This is a genomic window from Sphingobium xenophagum, from assembly GCF_031457465.1.
Taxonomy (GTDB): domain Bacteria; phylum Pseudomonadota; class Alphaproteobacteria; order Sphingomonadales; family Sphingomonadaceae; genus Sphingobium; species Sphingobium xenophagum_A.
Map to the genome: position 1 here is coordinate 133933 of NZ_JAVDWV010000007.1, position 18739 is coordinate 152671.

Below are 18739 nucleotides of genomic sequence, written 5' to 3' on the forward strand. Positions count from 1 at the left end.
GGAAAGAGAAACGGCGAAAAGCCCCGCTTGTGCGACGGGCCGCTTCCCCCTAAATCGCCTCCATGACCTCGACCAACGACATTCGCCGCTCTTTCCTCGACTATTTCGGGGCCAACGGCCACACCATCGTCCCGTCCGCGCCGCTGGTGCCGCACAACGATCCGACGCTCATGTTCGTCAATGCGGGCATGGTGCCGTTCAAGAATGTCTTTACCGGGCTTGAAACCCGCCCCTACAAGACGGCGACGTCGAGCCAGAAGTCGGTGCGCGCCGGTGGCAAGCATAATGACCTCGACAATGTCGGCTATACCGCGCGCCACCATACCTTCTTTGAAATGCTGGGCAATTTCAGCTTCGGCGATTATTTCAAGGAACAGGCGATCACCCATGCCTGGACTTTGCTGACCAAGGAATGGGGGCTTCCCGCCGACAAGCTGACCGTCACCGTCTATCATACCGATGACGAGGCGTTCGCGCTGTGGAAGAAGGTTGCGGGCCTGCCCGATCACCGCATCATCCGCATTCCGACCAAGGATAATTTCTGGGCGATGGGCGATAGCGGCCCATGCGGTCCTTGCTCCGAAATCTTCTACGACCATGGCGACCATATCTGGGGTGGCCCTCCCGGCTCACCCGAAGAAGATGGCGATCGCTTCGTCGAGATCTGGAATCTCGTCTTCATGCAATATGAGCAGGAAGCCAATGAGATCGTCAGCGAACTGCCCAAGCCGTCGATCGACACCGGCATGGGCCTGGAACGCATCGCCGCCGTCATGCAGGGCGTGCATAATAATTATGACATCGACACGTTCAAGGCGCTGATCGACGCGTCCGGCGCGATTACCCGCACTGCGACCGACGGCGACCATCAGGCGAGCCATCGCGTTATCGCCGATCATCTGCGCTCGACCAGCTTCCTGATCGCCGATGGCGTGCTGCCCGCCAATGAAGGGCGCGGCTATGTGCTGCGCCGGATCATGCGCCGCGCCATGCGCCACGCGCACATCATCGGCGCCAAAGACCCGTTGATGTATCGCCTGGTCGGTAGCCTCGTGTCCGAAATGGGCGCGGCTTACCCTGAACTGGTGCGCGCCCAGCCGCTGATCGAGGAAACCTTGCTGCGCGAGGAAACCCGGTTCCGCAAGACGCTGGAAAACGGCCTGCGCCTGCTCGACGAAGCGACGGTCGATCTGGCCGAAGGCGGCACGCTGCCCGGCGAAACCGCGTTCAAACTCTATGACACGTTCGGCTTCCCTTATGACCTGACCGAAGATGCCCTGCGTTCGCGCGGGCTGGGCGTCGATCGTACCGGTTTCGACAGCGCGATGGCCGAACAGAAAGCCGCTGCGCGCGCCGCCTGGAAAGGGTCGGGTGACAAGGCATCGGACGATGTCTGGTTCGACATTGCCGAAACCACCGGCAGCACCGAATTTATCGGCTATGCCTCGACCGTGGGCGAGGGCGAAGTGCTGGCGCTGGTCCGCGACGGCGCGCGCATCGACAGCGCAAGCACTGGCGACAGCGTCATCATCATCACCAACCAGACGCCCTTCTATGGCGAAAGCGGCGGGCAGATGGGCGACACTGGCCGCATCAGCACGCAGGGCGGTCTGATCGCCAGCGTCGAGGATACCGCCAAGCCGCTCGGCCGCCTCCATGCGCATCGCGCGACGATCGAGGCGGGCAGCGTCAAGGTCGGCGACACCGTGCAACTGACGGTCGATGTCGATCATCGCGACCGCGTGCGCGCCAACCATAGCGCCACCCACCTGCTCCATGCCGCGCTGCGCCATCGCTTGGGCGGCCATGTCACGCAAAAGGGCAGCCTGGTCGCGCCCGACCGGCTGCGCTTCGACTTTTCGCATCCCGAATCGCTGACCCACGCGCAGATCGCGCAGGTCGAGGCGGACGTGAACGCGCAGATCCGCCATAATGAGGAGGTCACCACCCGGTTGATGACCCCGGACGATGCGATCGGCGCGGGCGCGATGGCGCTGTTCGGCGAGAAATATGGCGACGAAGTCCGCGTCCTTTCCATGGGGCGCGGCGATGACGCCAATTATTCGGTCGAACTGTGCGGCGGCACCCATGTCCGCGCGACCGGCGACATCGCCCTGTTCAAGATTGTGTCGGAAAGCGCCGTGTCGAGCGGCGTCCGCCGGATCGAAGCGCTGACCGGCGAGGCCGCGCGTCTGTGGCTGGCCGACCGCGACGATAAACTGCGCCAGTCCGCCGCCGCGCTCAAGACGACGCCCGAAGATGTGCCCGCGCGCATCGCCGCGCTGGTCGAACAGAGCCGTCGTCTGGAACGTGAACTCGCCGAGGCCAAGAAGGCCTTGGCGCTCGGCGGTGGCGGAGCGGCGCAGGCTGCCGGTCCCGAACAAGTGGGTAATGTCAGCTTCCTGGGCCAGGTCATCGACGGCCTCGACCCCAAGGAATTGCGCAGCATCGTCGATGGCAACAAGAAGGCCTTGGGCAGCGGCGTGTCTGCCATCCTCGCCGTGGTAGACGGTCGCGCGACCATCGCCGTGGGCGTCACCGACGACCTGACCGGCACGCTGAGCGCCGTCGATCTCGTCCGCATCGGTGTGGAAGCGCTGGGCGGCAAGGGGGGCGGCGGGCGTCCCGACATGGCGCAGGGCGGTGGTCCTGACGGTGACAAGGCGCAGGCTGCACTGGAGGCAGTGAAGGCGGCGCTGGGCAAAGTGCCAGCGTGAAGACACGCGCCATGCCCCTGGGTTTTGGCGCATTTTCCGCAGTCAAATGCTAGAATAATGGGGTCGCTACGCATAGCGATCCAAGTTGCGCGGAATTGTCACATCAGGCATATAGCGTCGCACTACACCCGAACATGGTCTTAACTGGGGTCGCAAAGCTCATGTTGGGATAACCATTATGTGATTTGGGGTGGGGGTTTTGTCGATCGCTAGGCTGCCTGGGGGGCGGTCGAACCTGTTTGGACGGTGGCATAGGGGCATGATGACGCGCATGGCGTTGTTGGCCTGCTGCGATGTCTCGTCCGGCGCATGGGCGCAGGACAGTCTCATCCTTCCCCCCAATCCAATGCCTTTCAGCCATCCGCTGCAGGCTGATCCGTTGATGGATCTGGTCGATCGCATCGGGCCGCCGGACCAGTTTCGCGCGGAAATCGAATCGGCGGTGCAGACCAATGCGCTGATGGATGAGGCCCGCGCGGGCGAGCGCGAGGCGCAGGCGGCGCGGGTGCAGGCGCGTTCGGCGATCTTCCCGACGATCGACCTCAGCGTGGACGCGCATCGCTCGCTTGCGCGCAATTTCTCCAATGATCCCGGCAATATCGTCGAACGATCCCGACCCGAAGGGCGGACGGACGCCACGGCTTCGCTGCGACAGCGGCTCCTCGATTTCGGCGCGGCGTCGAGCCGCATCAATGCGGGCAATGCGCGGGTCGAGGCGGCGCGATCGGCGATCGAAGGCTATGGCACCGATGTCGCGCTGCGCACCGTGACCGCCTGGTATTCGATCCTGGCACAGCGGCTGATGGAGCAGGCGGCGATTGATTATGGCGTGCGGCAGATGCGCCTGCGTGCCGCGGTCGAGCGCCGCATCGAGCAGGGTTTTTCCGCGCGGGGCGACCTGCCGCGCATCGACAGTTCGATCGCCTCGGTCCAGACCCGGCTGGCCATGTATCAGCGTGACCGGGCCAGCGCCGAAGCGCAATATCGTGCGCTGGCCGGGCATGACGCTCCCATCGACCTGATGCGCGCGCCCGTGCCACCGATGGACGCCAGCAGCCGCGAATCGCTGGAAACGCTGATTCTGCAATCGCCGACCGTGCTGAAGGCGGAAGCCGAAGCACGCGCCGCGCGGCAGGATGCGCGCGCGGTGCGGTCCGACCGACTGCCGACGATTGCTGCCGGGGTGGATGCGGGCCGCTATGGCGTGTTCGAAAATCCGGGCGACTATGACATTCGCGGCCGCCTGATCATCCGTGCCCAGCTTGGCGCAGGGATCAATGCGAAGGCCGATCAGGCGACCGCGCGCGCCGATGCCGCCGACGCCTATGCCGCGCGCGTCCGGCGCGAGGCGCTGCGCGACGCGGAGATGGCGTGGGGCGACATGCGCGGACTCGACGCGCAACTGACGGCGGCGCAGGCGACCTACCTTGCCAGCCGCGACAGTCGCGATGTCTATGCCGCGCGCTTCGCGTCGTCGGGCGGCACCTTGTTCGATGTCATCACGTCCGAAGACAATTATTTCGCATCCATCGCGACCTATGTGCAGACTTTGGCGGAGCGCGACCTGTCGCGCTTCGTCCTGCTGGCCAGAGCGGGCCAGCTGCTGGACGAACTGTCGATCGCGGTCGATTCCTCCGACGGGGCCGCCAGACCATGAATGAAGAGCCTCTGCTTGCAACCGGCAAGCGCCGTTTCGCGCCGTGGCTCATTGAACCGATGATGCGCAATCGCGGCATCTATATGAAGGTCGCAGTCGCTGCCGCGCTGATCAACATCTTCGCGCTCGTGTCGGCGCTCTTTACCATGACCGTCTATGACCGGATCGTCCCCAATGACGGCGCCGCCTCGCTGGTGGGCCTGAGCATTGGCCTCGTCTTCGTCATCATCTTCGATTTCGTGCTGCGGTTGCTGCGCGTCTATTTCGTCGATGTCGCCGGGGCCAATATCGACCATGATGTCGGCGAAACGCTGTTCGCCAAGCTGCTCGCGCTGCGGCTCGACCATCGGCGGGGGTCGACCGGCGCGCTGACTGGCCTGATGCGCGAGTTGGAGACGTTGCGCGACTTCTTCGCATCGGTGACGCTGACTGCGCTCATCGACGTGCCCTTCATCTTCGTCACCCTGACCGTCATCGCCATGCTGGGCGGCGTGCTGGTGTTTCTGCCGCTGGCGATGATTCCGGTCGTGATCCTGTCGGGCATCCTCACCACGCCTGCGCTCGACCGTATGTCGTCGCGAAGCCTGGGCGATGGATTGCTCAAGCAAACGGTGCTGGTCGAAACCATCGGCAGCCTGGAAACGGTCAAGGCGATCGGGGCCGGGCCGATGCTGAGCGGGCGCTGGCAGAAGGCGCTCATCAGCCATTCGGAAAGCTCGCTTGGCCAACGGCTGATCTCCTCCATCCCGATGACGGTCGCCAACAGCGCATCGACCATTGCCTATTGCGGCATCATCATCGTGGGTGTCGGCCTGCTGCGCAGCAACGAGATTACGACCGGGGCGCTGCTCGCCTGCTCCATCCTGTGCGGCCGCGCGCTTGCGCCGCTGGCACAGATCGCGACCTTGCTCTCGCGCCTGTCCGCCACGCGCGTCGCCTATCGGCAGATCAACGCGCTGATGGATGCGCCGAGCGAAGGGCCGCAGGGCGATGCGCTGCACCCCGGCGTGCTGCGCGGGCAGATAGAATTGCGCAATGTCGGCTTCCGCTATCCTGGTTCGCCGGAAAAGGCGTTGGAGCAGGTCAATCTGACGATCGCGCCGGGCGAGCGGGTCGGCTTTTTGGGGCGAGTCGGGTCCGGCAAGTCCACGCTCGCCCGACTGGTCCTGGGCCTCTACGAACCCGAAGATGGCGTCGTCATGATCGACGGCATCGATGTGCGTCAATATGACCCCAATGAACTGCGCCGCCTGATCGGCGCTGGGATGCAGGACAATGTCCTGATCGCCGGGACGGTGCGCCAGAATATCTGCCTGGACCGCGCCGTCGTGGATCAGGACGAGATGATCCGCGCGACGGAGATCAGCGGCACGCATCGGTTCATGGGGCCGATCACCAATGGCTATGATTTGCGCCTGACCGACCGGGGCGATGGCCTGTCGGGCGGCCAGCGCCAGTCGATCGCGATCGCCCGCGCGCTGGCGGGACGCCCGCAAATCCTGATCTTCGATGAACCCAGCAGCTCGATGGACGCGCAGACCGAGGCGGAACTCATCACCCGCCTGCACCCCGAAGTGCAGGGCCGCACGCTGATGCTGATCACCCACCGCACGTCCTTGCTGGCGCTGGTCGACCGAATCGTCGTGCTCGACAAGGGCCGGATCGTGGCGGATGGCCCGCGCGATGCCGTGCTGCAAAAACTGACCAGAGGAAAAGCGGCATGACCGGCCGGGCGCTGACGCAGGAGCCTGCGACCTATATCAAGCCCAGGGTGCCTGCGAACATCATCCTGTGGACCATCGCCGCCTTCGTGCTGATATTTCTGCTCTGGGCCTGGCTCACGGAAATCGACCGTACCGTCCGCGCCAATGGGCGGGTCATCCCAAGCTCGCAATTGCAGATCATTTCCAATCTGGAAGGTGGCGTAGTCGAGTCGATCCTGGTGCGGACGGGACAGGATGTAAAGCAGGGCACGGCGTTGGTCCGGCTCAGCCCGATCCAGCCGGGCGCGGAACTGGAAAGCAATCGCGTCAGCAGCGACTCGCTGCAGTTCAAGATCATCCGCCTGGAAGCCGAAATTACGGGCCGCGCGCCGCGCTTCCCGCAACCGCGCAATGCCCAGATGGCGAATCAAATCGCCGTTGAACAGAGCCTCTATCAATCGCGCATGGCCGAGCTTGCCGCCCTGTCCAACATAGGCACCGCCCGTATCGCGCAGGCGTCGCGCACCATTGCCGAGGCCAGTGCCGCACAGGACGCGCGCATCTCCGCCCGCGAAACCGCGCGTGCCGATCTCGACCTGGTGCGACCCTTGGTGCAGGAGGGGATCGAGCCGCGCCGCACTTTGTTGCAGGCGCAAAATGCCTTCAGCATATCGACCAGCGACGCGCAGGGTGCCGCCGCCGCGCTGAGCCGCGCCCATTCGGTATTGGCCGAGGCCAAGGCCAGTGCGCTGCAACAGAAGCGCGACTGGCTAGCGCGCGCTGCTGCGGAACTGACCGCCGCGCGCGCGGAAATGTCGGTGCGGCAGGCGACCATGCCAGCCTATAAATACAGACTTGAACGCACCACGCTCAAAGCGCCGATGGACGGCCGCATCAACCGCGTTTTCGTGACGACAGTGGGGGGGAGCGTGCGCCCTGGCGATCCGCTGCTTGAAATGGTGCCGGCGCGCGATACGCTGATTATCGAAGCGATGGTGGCGGCCAAGGACATCGCCTCGGTGAAACTGGGCCAGCGGGCCAAGGTCCATATTTCCGCCTATGACAGCGCAGTTTATGGGTCGATGCCCGGTTCGGTTATCGCCGTGTCGCCCGACGCGGTGGTGAATGAACGGACGGGCGAAAGCCATTATGTCGTGCGCGTTCGTACCACTGCGACGGGGATCAAGGACGCGGCTGGACGCGATCTGCCGATCGGGCCTGGCATGGGGGCGGAGGTCAATCTGCTGGGCGATAAGCGGTCCATCCTGGCCTATATTCTCACGCCCATCACGCGATTGAGCGAGACTGCGTTTCGCGAATAGGGTGGTCGATTGAGCGCAGCGCAAAATTCTGGTAAGAAGAGTCTCTTGTTGTCGCGGGGTATTCCTATGCGCGATACTGTGTTCATCGTGACTTTATCTGTCTTGACAGCCGCGTCCCTCGGCCTGTCCGCTTGTGCGGCAGCCCCCCGGTCTGCGTCATCCACGGCAACGCACATGCCGGGCGCGCCGCCCGGAACCGGAGGTATCATGCGCCCACCTGGAGATGCTGAACGCGCCATTCGCGAACAGTTTGCGGAAGCCGAGCGGCGCAATAGCGAGGCGGCTTATCGCCTGTTTGTCGAACGCCATCCCGGCCATGCGCTGGCGCGCGAGGCAGAGCGCCGGATAGAGCATCTGCATCACGAGACGCCACGTTAGGCTTCGCCGCAATATCGTTAGCGGTTTTTGATCATCTATATGGTCGGTTTTTCCGGAGTGACCCACCATGGCCGAGTGACTCAAGACATCTTTGAAATAAATTCCATATTCGGTGGAATATGCCGTTGAAATAATGGATTGAATTTCAATAGCATAGATATTCATACTTAGCATCATATTGTAATGATTGAGAAATCTATCGCTTGGAAGTTACCCATAATGGTGCCATTACGTCGCTCCATAGTGGTCGCCTAAAAAGGCACAGTTAACGTGTCATCCAACGCAGTTTTGCAGGAGGATGTATGCTTAGGATCACCGAGGGCGGCCCCCTAATGGCCAAATTGAAAGATGAGGACGATGATGTGTCGCTATTCGACACACCATCCTCTTTTACAAATGTGTCAGACATCTGGTCTCTTTCCAGTAATCCCGAAATTCGTAGTCAGGTTCGATTGCTTTATCCGCAGGATGTGATGCCTGAGCCGGTCAGTACGGGTGTGGCAGGCAATCTTGATGCGCCCCAGGAAAATGGCAACGGCAACACGACGCTGGCCCAAGGCGCTACCGGCAATCAGATTATTGATGGCATTTTGAGCGGCATCAAATGGAATCCGGCCCAAACCGTTTATTATAGCAACACGGATTCGCCCGCCGATTACACCGGCGGCTATTTTTCTGATGCCGACGGCGACGGCATAAGCGCGCAGAATGAAGGCTTTTCGCAATTCACCGCGCAGCAGACGCTTGCCCTCCACACCGCTCTTAATGCCTTTGCCTACACCCAACCGAGTGCGGCAACAGCATTTGGCGTGGCATCCTTTACCAACCTCTCGCTTGCTTATGATGGCGTAGGATCGCCGATTGCGACTATACGCGCCGCCAATTCCAGCGATGCTGGCACGGCTTATGCCTATTATCCCAGCAACAGCATCTATGGCGGCGACACATTCTTCGGCAATGCTTATGATGGCACGATCAATTCGCTCAAGACGCCAACTGCGGGCAATTATGCCTGGCACACGATGTTCCATGAACTTGGCCACTCGCTGGGGCTGAAACATGGGCAGGAAGTGGGCGCCTTTGGGGCTTTGCCGACCGCGTGGGACTCGATCGAATTCACGGTTATGACCTATCGCAGCTATGTTGGCGATCCTCTGATCGGCGGCTATTCCTACGAACAATGGGGTGCGCCGCAAACCTATATGATGCTCGACATTGCGGCTTTGCAGACGATGTATGGGGCAGACTATTCGGTCAATTCGGGCAACACCGTCTATACGTGGAACCCGACCAACGGCGAAACCTATATCAATGGATCGCTGGCGATTGATCCGGGTGGCAATCGCATCTTCGCCACCATCTGGGACGGGGGCGGCGTCGATACCTATAATCTGTCCAACTATACCACCAATCTGACGCTGGACCTCAACCCAGGTGGGCATTCGACGTTCAGCAGCGCTCAGATCGCCTATCTGGGTGATGGCCAATATGCCCGCGGCAATATCTTCAATGCGCTGCTTTTCGGCGGCAACACAGCATCGTTGATTGAAAATGCCAATGGCGGGTCGGGGAACGACTCGATCACGGGCAACGTCGCCAATAACGTGCTCAACGGTAACGGGGGTAACGATACCCTTATTGGTTTGAGCGGCAATGACACGCTTAATGGCGGTGCCGGCAACGACGTTCTCGATGGCGGTGATGGCGATGATACGCTTTACGGCGGCGACGGGAACGACATATTGGATGGCGGTAGCGGCACGGACGTTATTTATGGCGGAAGTGGCGATGACATCATTTATGGTGGCTTTTTCGGCGACACAGTCTTCGGCGAATCTGGGAATGATGTATTCATCATTCGCCAGAATAATATTGGAACGGAATTCGGCGATAATATCGACGGTGGCACTGGCACCGATCGACTGGACCTGAGCCAAATCGCCACGACCTATGGCTCGACGGTCAATCTGACGTCGGGTAGCTGGCAATATAATCCCTTATATGGCGGCCCGTGGACGATTATCTCGGTCGAAAATGTGGATGGCACACAATTGGCCGACACAATCACCGGCAATTCTGTTGCCAATATCATCAATGGCAATGGCGGCGATGACATAATCAGCGGTGCCGGTGGCGATGACACGCTCAATGGCGGCGGCGGCAATGATCTGCTGATCGGCGGTGACGGCAACGATATTCTCGACGGCGGCAGCGGCATCGACATTCTGTATGGCGAGGCGGGAGACGATACGTTCCGCATATTCAATGGATGGAATGGCGGCTATGGCGAGATATATCTCGGCGGTGCCGGTTCGGACACGTTTGATTTCTCGGCTACGACGGTCAGTACGTCGATAGTCGATCTGGCCGATGGCACATTCACCTACACGCCTGGCGGTTCCGGGGCACTTAGCCTTTCGAGCATAGAAAACGCCATTGGCAACAGCGGGGCAGACACGCTGCGTGGTTCGGCGGAAGTCAATTATCTAGTCGGCAACGGCGGGAATGACGCACTTTATGGCCGGGGCGGCAACGACACGTTGATCGGTGGTGAGGGCGACGACATTCTCGACGGCGGCACCGGGGCCGATGTCATGAATGGCGGTAATGGCAACGACGTTTATTATATCGACTCCACCAATGATAATGTGGTGGAAAGCTCCACCACGGGCGGTAGCGCCGATGTCGCCTATTCGACGGTCAGCTACAATCTGACAGGCCGCTACATCGAAACGCTAACATTGACCGGAACAGCCAATGTCGATGCGGTCGGCAACGAACTGGCTCAAACGCTGTACGGCAATAGCGGCAACAACAGGCTTTCAGGCCTGGGCGGCAACGACATACTTGATGGGGGCGGCGGCAACGACATTCTGGAAGGGGGTGCCGGGGATGACACGCTTCTGGGCGGCAACGGCAATGATACGGCCAGTTATGCGTCCGCTACCAGCGGCGTTACCGTCAGCTTCCAGATTGCTGGCCCACAGGCGACTGGCGGCGCGGGAACCGATACTTTGTCCGGCATTGAAAACCTGACAGGTTCAAACTTTGCCGACACGCTTTCGGGTAATGCCAATGTCAACATCCTGAACGGTGGCAGTGGTGCGGATACGCTATTCGGCAATGGCGGCAATGACATATTGATCGGTGGTTCGGGCAACGACATCTTGAATGGTGGTTCGGGGTCCGACACGCTAACAGGGGATACAGGGGCCGACATCTTCCTGTTTGCCAACGCTCTGGGTGCGACCAACGTGGATACCATAACCGACTATTCGGTGTCGGCCGACACGATCCATTTGGATGATGCTATCTTTACCGGTTTGGCGCTCGGCACGCTCACTGCCGCGGCCTTCCACATTGGTACGGGGGCTGCGGATGCCAACGATCGGATCATCTACAACAGCGCCACCGGCGCGCTGCTGTTCGATGCCGATGGCAATGGGGCGGGGGCTGCGGTGCAGTTCGCGTCCATCTCCACGGGCCTGGCGATGACCAACGCCGAGTTCGTGATCGTCTGACATATACGGGGCGGGGGCCAACCCCTCCTGCCCACAGGAAACGGCGTCCGGCACCCTGTCGGACGCCGTTTGCCGTTGCGCTCAGTCCGCCAGCCGCAGCGCGACCTCGTTCATGAAGCGGGCATCATCGCCCTTGGCCAGCCACTCCGCCTCAGCCCCGATCGCGCCCAGCATCGCGGCGAGCGCGTCCATCTCGCTCTTGGCGTAATTGCCCAGCACATAGCCATGGACCTTGTCCTTATGGCCCGGATGGCCGATGCCGATCCGCACCCGGCGGAAATCCGCGCCGATATGCGCGTCGGTCGATCGCAGGCCATTATGCCCGGCATTGCCGCCGCCGCGCTTCACCTTCACCTTCATCGGCACCAGGTCGAGTTCGTCGTGAAAGACGGTCACGTCCTGCGGCGTCAGCTTGTAGAAGCGCATTGCCTCACCCACCGAGCGGCCGCTTTCATTCATGAAGGTTGCGGGCTTGAGCAGCAGGATTTTTTCCGTCCCGATCCGCCCTTCCTGCACCCAGCCTTGAAACTGCTTCTTGGGCGGCGAAAAGCGATGCAGGTCGGCGATCAGGTCGGCGACCATGAAGCCGACATTATGCCGGTGCATCGCATATTGCGTGCCCGGATTGCCGAGCCCCACCCAGATTTGCATGGCTTTTCTTCCCGAATCAAAAACCTCCGTTCGTCCTGAGTAGCCATTGAGCGAAGTCGAAATGGCGTATCGAAGGATCAGTCCTTGGGACCAATGCTTCGATACGGGCCTTCGACAAGCTCAGTCCCTACTCAGCACGAACGGAGGTTTGAGAGTTTGACGTGTTAGAGGCTTATTCGGCCGTGGCTTCCGCCTCGGCGTCGCCTTCGCCACCTTCGGCGCTCTTCAGCGCAGACGGGGCAACGATCGTCGCGATGGTGAAGTCGCGATCGTCGATCGCTGCCTTCGCGCCCTTGGACAGCTTGACCGCGCTGATGTGGATCGAATCGCCGACTTCGAAGCCGGTCAGGTCGACAACGACATCTTCGGGGATTTCGGCGGCATCGACAATCAGTTCGACGTCATGACGAACGACGTTCAGCACGCCACCCTTTTTGAGGCCCGGCGAAGCGGCTTCATTTTCGAAGCGCACCGGCACCGCGACGGTGACGCTGGCATGTTCCGAAACGCGCAGGAAGTCGGCGTGCAGCGGACGGTCGGAGACGGGGTGGAAGGCCACGTCCTTGGCGAGGGTGCGGATGGACTTGCCACCGACTTCCACCATGACGACCGAATTGAAGAAATGCCCGGTGCCCAGCAGCTTGTTGAGAAGCTTTTCCTCGACGTGGATCGACTGGGGTTCTTCGTTCATTCCATAGATGACGGCGGGTACGCGGCCCTCACGGCGGAGGGCGCGGGAGGCTCCCTTGCCTGCCCGATCGCGTGCCTCGGCCGACAGCGTAAGCTGCTCGCTCATTGCGTGTCTCCAAAAGCTGGTTTGAGTTACATTTTCCCGCCACGCCTCCAGGGATGACCATCGCGGGAGCGCGCCCTTTAGCAGAAAAGGGCAAGATTGCAAGATGGGGCAGCGACACAATGTCCGTTCGTCCTGAGTAGAGGCTGAGCTTGTCGAAGCCTCGTATCGAAGGATGCGCGTGAGCCGGTCCTTCGATACGCTATTTCGACTTCGCTCAATAGCTACTCAGGACGAACGGACATTTGCAATCACTGCACCCGCGTCACCGTAAAGCCCTTGGCCTTCAGCAGCTCGATCAGATTCTCGCGCCCCGTCAGATGCCCCGCGCCCACCGCGATGAAGGGCCGCCCCGTCATCGGCTCGATCGCCTTCACCCAGTCGCGGTTGCGCGCGACCAGCACGGCTTCCTCAACCACCGGATCGGGCTGCTCGCCATTCTGGTCCTCCTTGGCGATCGCCTCCATGTCACCCTTGCGCCAGGCGGTCAGGATGCGGTCGAACAGAGCCTTCATATCCTTGGTCTCGCGCACCGTCTGCACCAGCAACTTCGCCTGGGCCGCATCGGGCAACGTGTCGAACGCAGCGAATTGCCGTTCCACCGTTTCCAGCCCGCCAATCGGCTTGCCCGCTTTGTTGAACGCGGCGATCAGCACCGGCTCCACGCCATCATCCTGACTGACCTTGAGCGCCTGCTGGCTCGCCGCCGACAACAGCATCGCCGCCGCCCAGCTTTCATAGCCCGACAGGAGTTGTGTGCTGGTGCCGCCATCCTCCACGGCCTTGACGAGCGCGGCCTGATCTTCCTCCGGCACGCGCTGGTCGAGCGGCGGCAAGCCGGGGCTGCGGCCCATGGATTCGAACAGCGCCAGCGTCTTCTGCTCGTCCTGCAAATCCGCCGCTTCCAGCACCAGCCGATCCGCCTGCGCCATCGCCTCGCTGATCGTCGGCGTCTCCCACGCCACCCCCTTGGGCAGGACATGGATGGTCCCGAACAGCCAGCCCTTCATGGACCCGCGCGACACCTGCCACAGCGCCGGGCCGCCCTGCGCGGCCTCCGGCTTGGGACTGCCATCCTGCCCGCAGGCCGCGACCAGCGTCAGCGCACACAGCGCCAGGAAATGGGTGAACCGCCGCATCGTCCCTTACTCCTTGATCCGCCGGGCGGTGATGCCCAGCGTCTTCAACTGATCCTGCACGCTGCCCTTGCCCGCCAGATGCCCCGCGCCGACCGCGACGAATATCGTCCCCGGCGTCGCCATCCGCGCTTTGATCCATTGCGCCCAGTTCGCATTGCGCCCGATCAGCAGCACCTGCGCCAGTTCCGGCGTCGCCTCCAGCGACTCGTTCATGGATTTGCCGAGCTTGTCCGGATCGCCCGCCTGCCAGTGGCGCAGCAAGGCGGCGAACTCCGTTTCCATCTCCGGTAGGCCATCGACAGTCGCGTTCAGGAAAGCGACCTGCTGTTCCATCGGCAGCGTCGCGAAGAAATCAATCTGCTGCTCGACCGTCTCCAGCGCCTCGACCCGCTTGCCCGCCTTCACCGCCGCCGAGCGCAGGATTTTCTCCGCGCCCAGATCCGCCTGATAGCCCATCTTCGCCAGCGGCGCGACGGCCAGCGCCATGCCCGCCATCCACGGGTTCATCCGGTCGAACGCCGGTGCGGGCAGGCCATTCGCCGCCATCGCCGCGCGATATTTGTCCCGTGCCTCCGGCGTCAGCCGGTCGGACAGCGCCACGCCATCCTGCGCCAACGCCTTGGGCATCATGATCGCGCCCATCGCATTGGGATCGTCCGGCTCGATAATCTCCAGCACCAGCTCGTCCGATCCCTCGAACGCGGCCTTCACCCCGCCGCGAAACCAGTCCACGTCCGGCTTCATCACATGCACGGTGCCGAACAGATAGAGCGTCGTGTCCGCATCCTGAACCTGCCACAGGGCAGGCGTCGCAACATTGGTGGCTGGCGGGGCAGGGCGGGCGGCCACGGGGCCGCTGGTCAGCAACAGCGCGGCGGCAAGGCCATGGGCCAGATAAGCAAGCATCTTCATAGCCCCAACCATGCGGGGCGGATGGCGCAAGGGCAAGCCACTTAACCCTGTTTCGCTCCGTCCTGCCCTTGACCCTATCGGCCCCATGCGCCAAGGCGCGAGCCAGCAAAACCGACCATTTCGCGAAGGACTATTCGTGGCCGAAGGCAAAGCGCTTTCCTTTCAGGACCTCATCCTGACCCTCCATGCCTATTGGGGGAAACAGGGCTGCGTCATCCTCCAGCCCTATGACATGGAAGTCGGCGCGGGCACCTTCCACCCCGCCACCACCCTGCGCGCGCTTGGGCCGCAGCCGTGGAACGCCGCCTATGTCCAGCCCAGCCGCCGGCCCACGGATGGCCGCTATGGCGAAAACCCCAACCGGCTGCAGCATTATTACCAATATCAGGTGATCATGAAGCCCAGCCCCGCCAATCTGCAGGAGTTGTATCTCGGCAGCCTGGTGGAAATCGGCATCGACCCGCTGGTCCACGACATCCGTTTCGTCGAGGATGACTGGGAAAGCCCGACGCTGGGCGCCTGGGGCCTTGGCTGGGAAGTGTGGTGCGATGGCATGGAAGTCACGCAATTCACCTATTTCCAGCAGATGGGCGGCTATGACTGCAAGCCGGTCGCGGGCGAACTGACCTATGGCCTCGAACGGCTGGCCATGTATATTCAGGGCGTCGACAGCGTCTATGACCTGAAATTCAATGATGCCGGCGTCACCTATGGCGACGTGTTCCTGGCCAATGAACAGCAGATGTCGAAATGGAATTTCGAGGTCGCCGACACCGAAAAACTGTTCCGCTGGTTCAAGGATTGCCAGTCCGAATGGCGCAGTTGCATCGACAATGGCGTACCGCTCGCCGCCTATGACCAGGCGATCAAGGCCAGCCACGTCTTCAACCTGCTGCAAGCGCGCGGCGTGATCTCAGTCCAGGAACGCGCCAGCTATATGGGCCAGGTCCGCGACATGGCGAAGGGCAGTTGCGAAGCATGGATGGAATCCAACGGATGGACCGCGTGAATCCTCCCCGGCACGGGGAGGGGGACCGCGCGGCGCAGCCGCGTGGTGGAGGGGGGGTGCCCCACACACGCCGCCCGGAAACCTACACCGCCCGCAAACTCCGCTGCGACCTATCCCTGCCCGAAGTCCTGCTCTGGCAAAGGCTTAGAGGCCAGGCCACCGGCCTGAAATTCCGGCGGCAACATCCCATCGGAAGCTATATAGCCGACTTCTACTGCAGCAGCTTGAAGCTGGTCATCGAGGTCGACGGGGAAGCGCATAATCGGGCCGATCGTCCGGCGCGCGATCTCCACCGGGACAGGTTCATGGAAGAGAATGGATATCAGGTGCTTCGCATAGCTGCTTCTGAGATTTTGAAGGATGCCGACATAGTGGCTGCCTCGATCGCCGCGCTTGGGGCCAGCCCCCTCCACCATCAGCCTGCGGCTGACGGTCCCCCTCCCCGTGCCGGGGAGGAACGGGCATGACCGACTTCCTCCTCGAACTGCGCTGCGAGGAAATTCCCGCGCGCATGCAGCTCAAGGCCAGCGACGATCTCGCGCGCTTCTTTACCGAGGAACTGGCGAAATCCGGCCTGACGCCGGGCCGCATCGACAGTTTCGTCACGCCCCGCCGCCTCGCGCTCATCGCCCGCGACCTGCCGCTCGAAACCGCCGCCGTCAGCGAAGAGCATAAAGGCCCGCGCACCAGCGCGCCGCCCCAGGCGCTCGAAGGCTTCCTGCGCAAGACCGGCCTGACCCAGGACCAGCTCGAAGACCGCAACGGCATCTGGTTCGGCACCGTCAACAAGCCCGGCCGCGCCACCGCAGAGGTGCTGGCGCAAGCCATCCCCGCCATCATCCGCGCCTTCCCCTGGCCCAAATCCATGCGCTGGGGCGTCGCGTCGCAGACGACGGAGAGCCTGCGCTGGGTCCGCCCGTTGCAGGGTATCGTCGCGATCCTGGGCGAGCAACTGATCGACTGCGAGATCGACGGCATCCGCAGCGGCTATGCCACGCTTGGCCATCGCTTCCACCACCCGGCCGAAATCACCATCGGCGGGGCGAGCGATTATGCCGAAAAGCTGCGCGCCTGCCATGTCATCGTCAGCCATCAGGAACGCCAGGCGATCATCGCGGAGAAGGCCGCGCAGGCCGCCGCCGCGCATGGCTATACGGTGATCGAGGACAAGGGCCTGGTCGCGGAAAATGCGGGCCTGACCGAATGGCCGGTGCCGCTGCTCGGCGATTTCGATCCCGTCTTTCTTGAGGTGCCGCCTGAAGTCATCCAGCTAACCCTGCGTATCAACCAGAAATATTTCGTGCTGCGCGACGGCGCGGGGAAACTCGCCCCCGCCTTCATCTGCACCGCCAATATCGACGCCAAGGATGGCGGCGCCGCCATCATCGCAGGCAACCGCAAGGTGCTGGCCGCGCGCTTGAGCGACGCGCGCTTCTTCTGGGAACAAGACCGCAAGACGCGGTTGGAAGACCACGCCAAGAAACTCGAACGCATCACCTTCCACGAGAAATTGGGGACGGTGGCCGACAAGGTAGAGCGGGTGGCGAAACTGGCAAAATGGTTGGTAGACGAGGGCATCGTGACTTCTGGAACCCTCTCCCTTGAGGGAGAGGGCAGGGAGAGGGTGCTCGACGCTAATGGTGCGCGCGACACTGGCGTAGAACCCCCTCTCCCCAGCCTCGAAGGGAGTCACGTGCCTCCCTTCGACCCCGCAGGGGAGAGGGAGCATTTGGCCAACCTCGCCGAGCAAGCCGCCCGCCTCTGCAAAGCCGACCTCGTCACCGAAATGGTCGGCGAGTTCCCCGAATTGCAAGGCGTCATGGGCGGCTACTACGCCCGCGCCGAAGGCCTGCCGGATGCCGTAGCAGACGCCATCCGCGACCATTACAAGCCGATCGGCCAAGGCGACGACGTCCCCACCGCGCCGGTCACGGTGGCGGTGAGTTTGGCGGATAAGCTGGATACGTTGGTTGGGTTCTTCTTTGTTGACCAACAGCCTACAGGATCGCGAGATCCGTTCGCTCTTCGCCGAGCGGCACTCGCTGTTATTTCCTTGATAACGTACAACTCAATTCGAGTTCGCTTGGTCGGGGTACTCGCCCAAGCCAGTGGCGAATTTGCGGTTGGCGAAATTGAGGAAGGATTTGAGAAATCAAGTGAGGTGTTCAACAAGATTTTCCAACACGTTGACGGCATACCTGAAGATATGGCTCAAGCTATTATCGATAGCCATAAAAAGGCGATAGACGATAAAGGTCTAGCTGAACTAGTTTTCAAAAATGCACTTTCCCTCCTCGACTTCTTCGCCGATCGTCTCAAAGTCCAACAACGCGAAGCCGGGGTCCGCCACGACCTGATCGACGCAGTGTTCGCACTCGGCGGCGAGGATGATCTCGTCCGCCTGCTCGCCCGCGTCCATGCGCTGCAATCCTTCGTCGCGACCGACGACGGGGCGAACCTGCTCGCAGGCTATAAGCGCGCCGCGAACATCCTCAAGAAGGAAGTGCCATCTTCTTCCCCCCTCCCTATTAGGGAGGGGCCGGGGGTGGGTGCCGCCGCAGGCGGCTCCGACCTCTCGACGGAGGAAGGCTCGCTCCGCTCGCCACCCACCCCCAACCCCTCCCTGGAAGGGAGGGGCGTAAATTCGCTGTCCTACACGCCCGAAATAGCCGAAGCTGCGCTCATCGCCGCGCTCGACGTGGCGGAACCGCGCACGGCACGGGCGGTGGCGGCGGAGGATTTCGAGGGCGCGATGGCGGCGCTCGCCACCCTCCGCGCGCCCATCGACGCCTTCTTTGAAAGCGTGACGGTCAATGACCCCGATCCCGCCAAGCGCGCCGCCCGGCTTGCGCTGCTGACGCGGGTGCGTGACGCCGTGCATAGCGTCGCGGACTTTTCAAAGATTGCGGGATAACGCAACGAAATGACAAAATCAGC

Annotated in this window: 13 protein-coding genes; 8 read left to right on the forward strand and 5 right to left on the reverse strand. The window is 62.1% G+C overall.

Annotated features, from left to right (window positions below; all coding sequences use genetic code 11):
- Window positions 1-62 precede the first annotated feature (62 nt).
- From alaS to J2W40_RS08985, 4 genes are all read left to right on the forward strand, one after another.
- Entirely contained in the window at window positions 63-2717 is a 2655-nt protein-coding gene (alaS, locus tag J2W40_RS08970; protein ID WP_310223767.1) for an alanine--tRNA ligase, read from the forward strand.
- 259 nt (window positions 2718-2976) lie between these two features.
- Window positions 2977-4374, forward strand: a complete 1398-nt coding sequence (locus J2W40_RS08975) for a TolC family protein (protein ID WP_310223769.1) — start codon at window positions 2977-2979, stop codon at window positions 4372-4374.
- Entirely contained in the window at window positions 4371-6098 is a 1728-nt protein-coding gene (locus J2W40_RS08980) for an ATP-binding cassette domain-containing protein (protein WP_310223771.1), read from the forward strand. The genes J2W40_RS08975 and J2W40_RS08980 overlap by 4 nt, the downstream gene beginning before the upstream one ends.
- Entirely contained in the window at window positions 6095-7399 is a 1305-nt protein-coding gene (locus tag J2W40_RS08985) for an HlyD family type I secretion periplasmic adaptor subunit (RefSeq protein WP_310223773.1), read from the forward strand. The genes J2W40_RS08980 and J2W40_RS08985 overlap by 4 nt, the downstream gene beginning before the upstream one ends.
- Before the next feature lie 156 nt (window positions 7400-7555).
- On the opposite strand, the gene J2W40_RS08990 is transcribed toward J2W40_RS08985, so the two are convergent.
- Window positions 7556-7942 carry a hypothetical protein gene (locus J2W40_RS08990; protein ID WP_310223776.1) on the reverse strand — a complete coding sequence of 129 codons (387 nt, stop codon included), beginning with the start codon at window positions 7940-7942 and terminating at the stop codon, window positions 7556-7558.
- A gap of 308 nt (window positions 7943-8250) precedes the next feature.
- Between J2W40_RS08990 and J2W40_RS08995 the strand changes: the two genes are divergently transcribed.
- Complete coding sequence (locus J2W40_RS08995; protein ID WP_310223778.1) at window positions 8251-11298, forward strand: M10 family metallopeptidase; 3048 nt, start codon at window positions 8251-8253, stop codon at window positions 11296-11298.
- A gap of 81 nt (window positions 11299-11379) precedes the next feature.
- Here J2W40_RS08995 and pth read toward each other — a convergent pair whose 3' ends face one another.
- The 4 genes from pth to J2W40_RS09015 form a co-directional block, all read right to left on the reverse strand.
- Complete coding sequence (gene pth / locus J2W40_RS09000) at window positions 11380-11949, reverse strand: aminoacyl-tRNA hydrolase (RefSeq protein ID WP_069066625.1); 570 nt, start codon at window positions 11947-11949, stop codon at window positions 11380-11382.
- Window positions 11950-12121: 172 nt separating this feature from the next.
- On the reverse strand, window positions 12122-12745 hold the full coding sequence (locus J2W40_RS09005; RefSeq protein ID WP_310223782.1) for a 50S ribosomal protein L25/general stress protein Ctc: 624 nt from the start codon (window positions 12743-12745) through the stop codon (window positions 12122-12124).
- Window positions 12746-12993: 248 nt separating this feature from the next.
- Window positions 12994-13881, reverse strand: coding sequence for a TraB/GumN family protein (locus J2W40_RS09010; RefSeq protein ID WP_310223784.1), 888 nt, complete (start codon window positions 13879-13881; stop codon window positions 12994-12996).
- 6 nt (window positions 13882-13887) lie between these two features.
- Window positions 13888-14793, reverse strand: coding sequence for a TraB/GumN family protein (locus tag J2W40_RS09015; protein ID WP_310223786.1), 906 nt, complete (start codon window positions 14791-14793; stop codon window positions 13888-13890).
- Between the two features lie 136 nt (window positions 14794-14929).
- Here J2W40_RS09015 and J2W40_RS09020 point away from each other — a divergent pair, with 136 nt between their 5' ends.
- From J2W40_RS09020 to glyS, 3 genes are read left to right on the forward strand one after another with little or no spacing between them, the layout of a single operon-like run.
- Complete coding sequence (locus J2W40_RS09020) at window positions 14930-15802, forward strand: glycine--tRNA ligase subunit alpha (RefSeq protein WP_310223788.1); 873 nt, start codon at window positions 14930-14932, stop codon at window positions 15800-15802.
- On the forward strand, window positions 15790-16269 hold the full coding sequence (locus tag J2W40_RS09025; protein ID WP_310223789.1) for an endonuclease domain-containing protein: 480 nt from the start codon (window positions 15790-15792) through the stop codon (window positions 16267-16269). The genes J2W40_RS09020 and J2W40_RS09025 overlap by 13 nt, the downstream gene beginning before the upstream one ends.
- Window positions 16266-18716, forward strand: a complete 2451-nt coding sequence (gene glyS, locus J2W40_RS09030) for a glycine--tRNA ligase subunit beta (protein ID WP_310223790.1) — start codon at window positions 16266-16268, stop codon at window positions 18714-18716. The genes J2W40_RS09025 and glyS overlap by 4 nt, the downstream gene beginning before the upstream one ends.
- Window positions 18717-18739: the final 23 nt, after the last annotated feature.

Coding starts and splice junctions, on each gene's coding strand:
- alaS (WP_310223767.1), top strand. CDS start 63: ATGACCTCGACCAACGACATTCGCCGCTCTTTCCTCGACTATTTCGGG.
- J2W40_RS08975 (WP_310223769.1), top strand. CDS start 2,977: ATGATGACGCGCATGGCGTTGTTGGCCTGCTGCGATGTCTCGTCCGGC.
- J2W40_RS08980 (WP_310223771.1), top strand. CDS start 4,371: ATGAATGAAGAGCCTCTGCTTGCAACCGGCAAGCGCCGTTTCGCGCCG.
- J2W40_RS08985 (WP_310223773.1), top strand. CDS start 6,095: ATGACCGGCCGGGCGCTGACGCAGGAGCCTGCGACCTATATCAAGCCC.
- J2W40_RS08990 (WP_310223776.1), bottom strand. CDS start 7,942: ATGAATATCTATGCTATTGAAATTCAATCCATTATTTCAACGGCATAT.
- J2W40_RS08995 (WP_310223778.1), top strand. CDS start 8,251: ATGCCTGAGCCGGTCAGTACGGGTGTGGCAGGCAATCTTGATGCGCCC.
- pth (WP_069066625.1), bottom strand. CDS start 11,949: ATGCAAATCTGGGTGGGGCTCGGCAATCCGGGCACGCAATATGCGATG.
- J2W40_RS09005 (WP_310223782.1), bottom strand. CDS start 12,745: ATGAGCGAGCAGCTTACGCTGTCGGCCGAGGCACGCGATCGGGCAGGC.
- J2W40_RS09010 (WP_310223784.1), bottom strand. CDS start 13,881: ATGCGGCGGTTCACCCATTTCCTGGCGCTGTGTGCGCTGACGCTGGTC.
- J2W40_RS09015 (WP_310223786.1), bottom strand. CDS start 14,793: ATGAAGATGCTTGCTTATCTGGCCCATGGCCTTGCCGCCGCGCTGTTG.
- J2W40_RS09025 (WP_310223789.1), top strand. CDS start 15,790: ATGGACCGCGTGAATCCTCCCCGGCACGGGGAGGGGGACCGCGCGGCG.
- glyS (WP_310223790.1), top strand. CDS start 16,266: ATGACCGACTTCCTCCTCGAACTGCGCTGCGAGGAAATTCCCGCGCGC.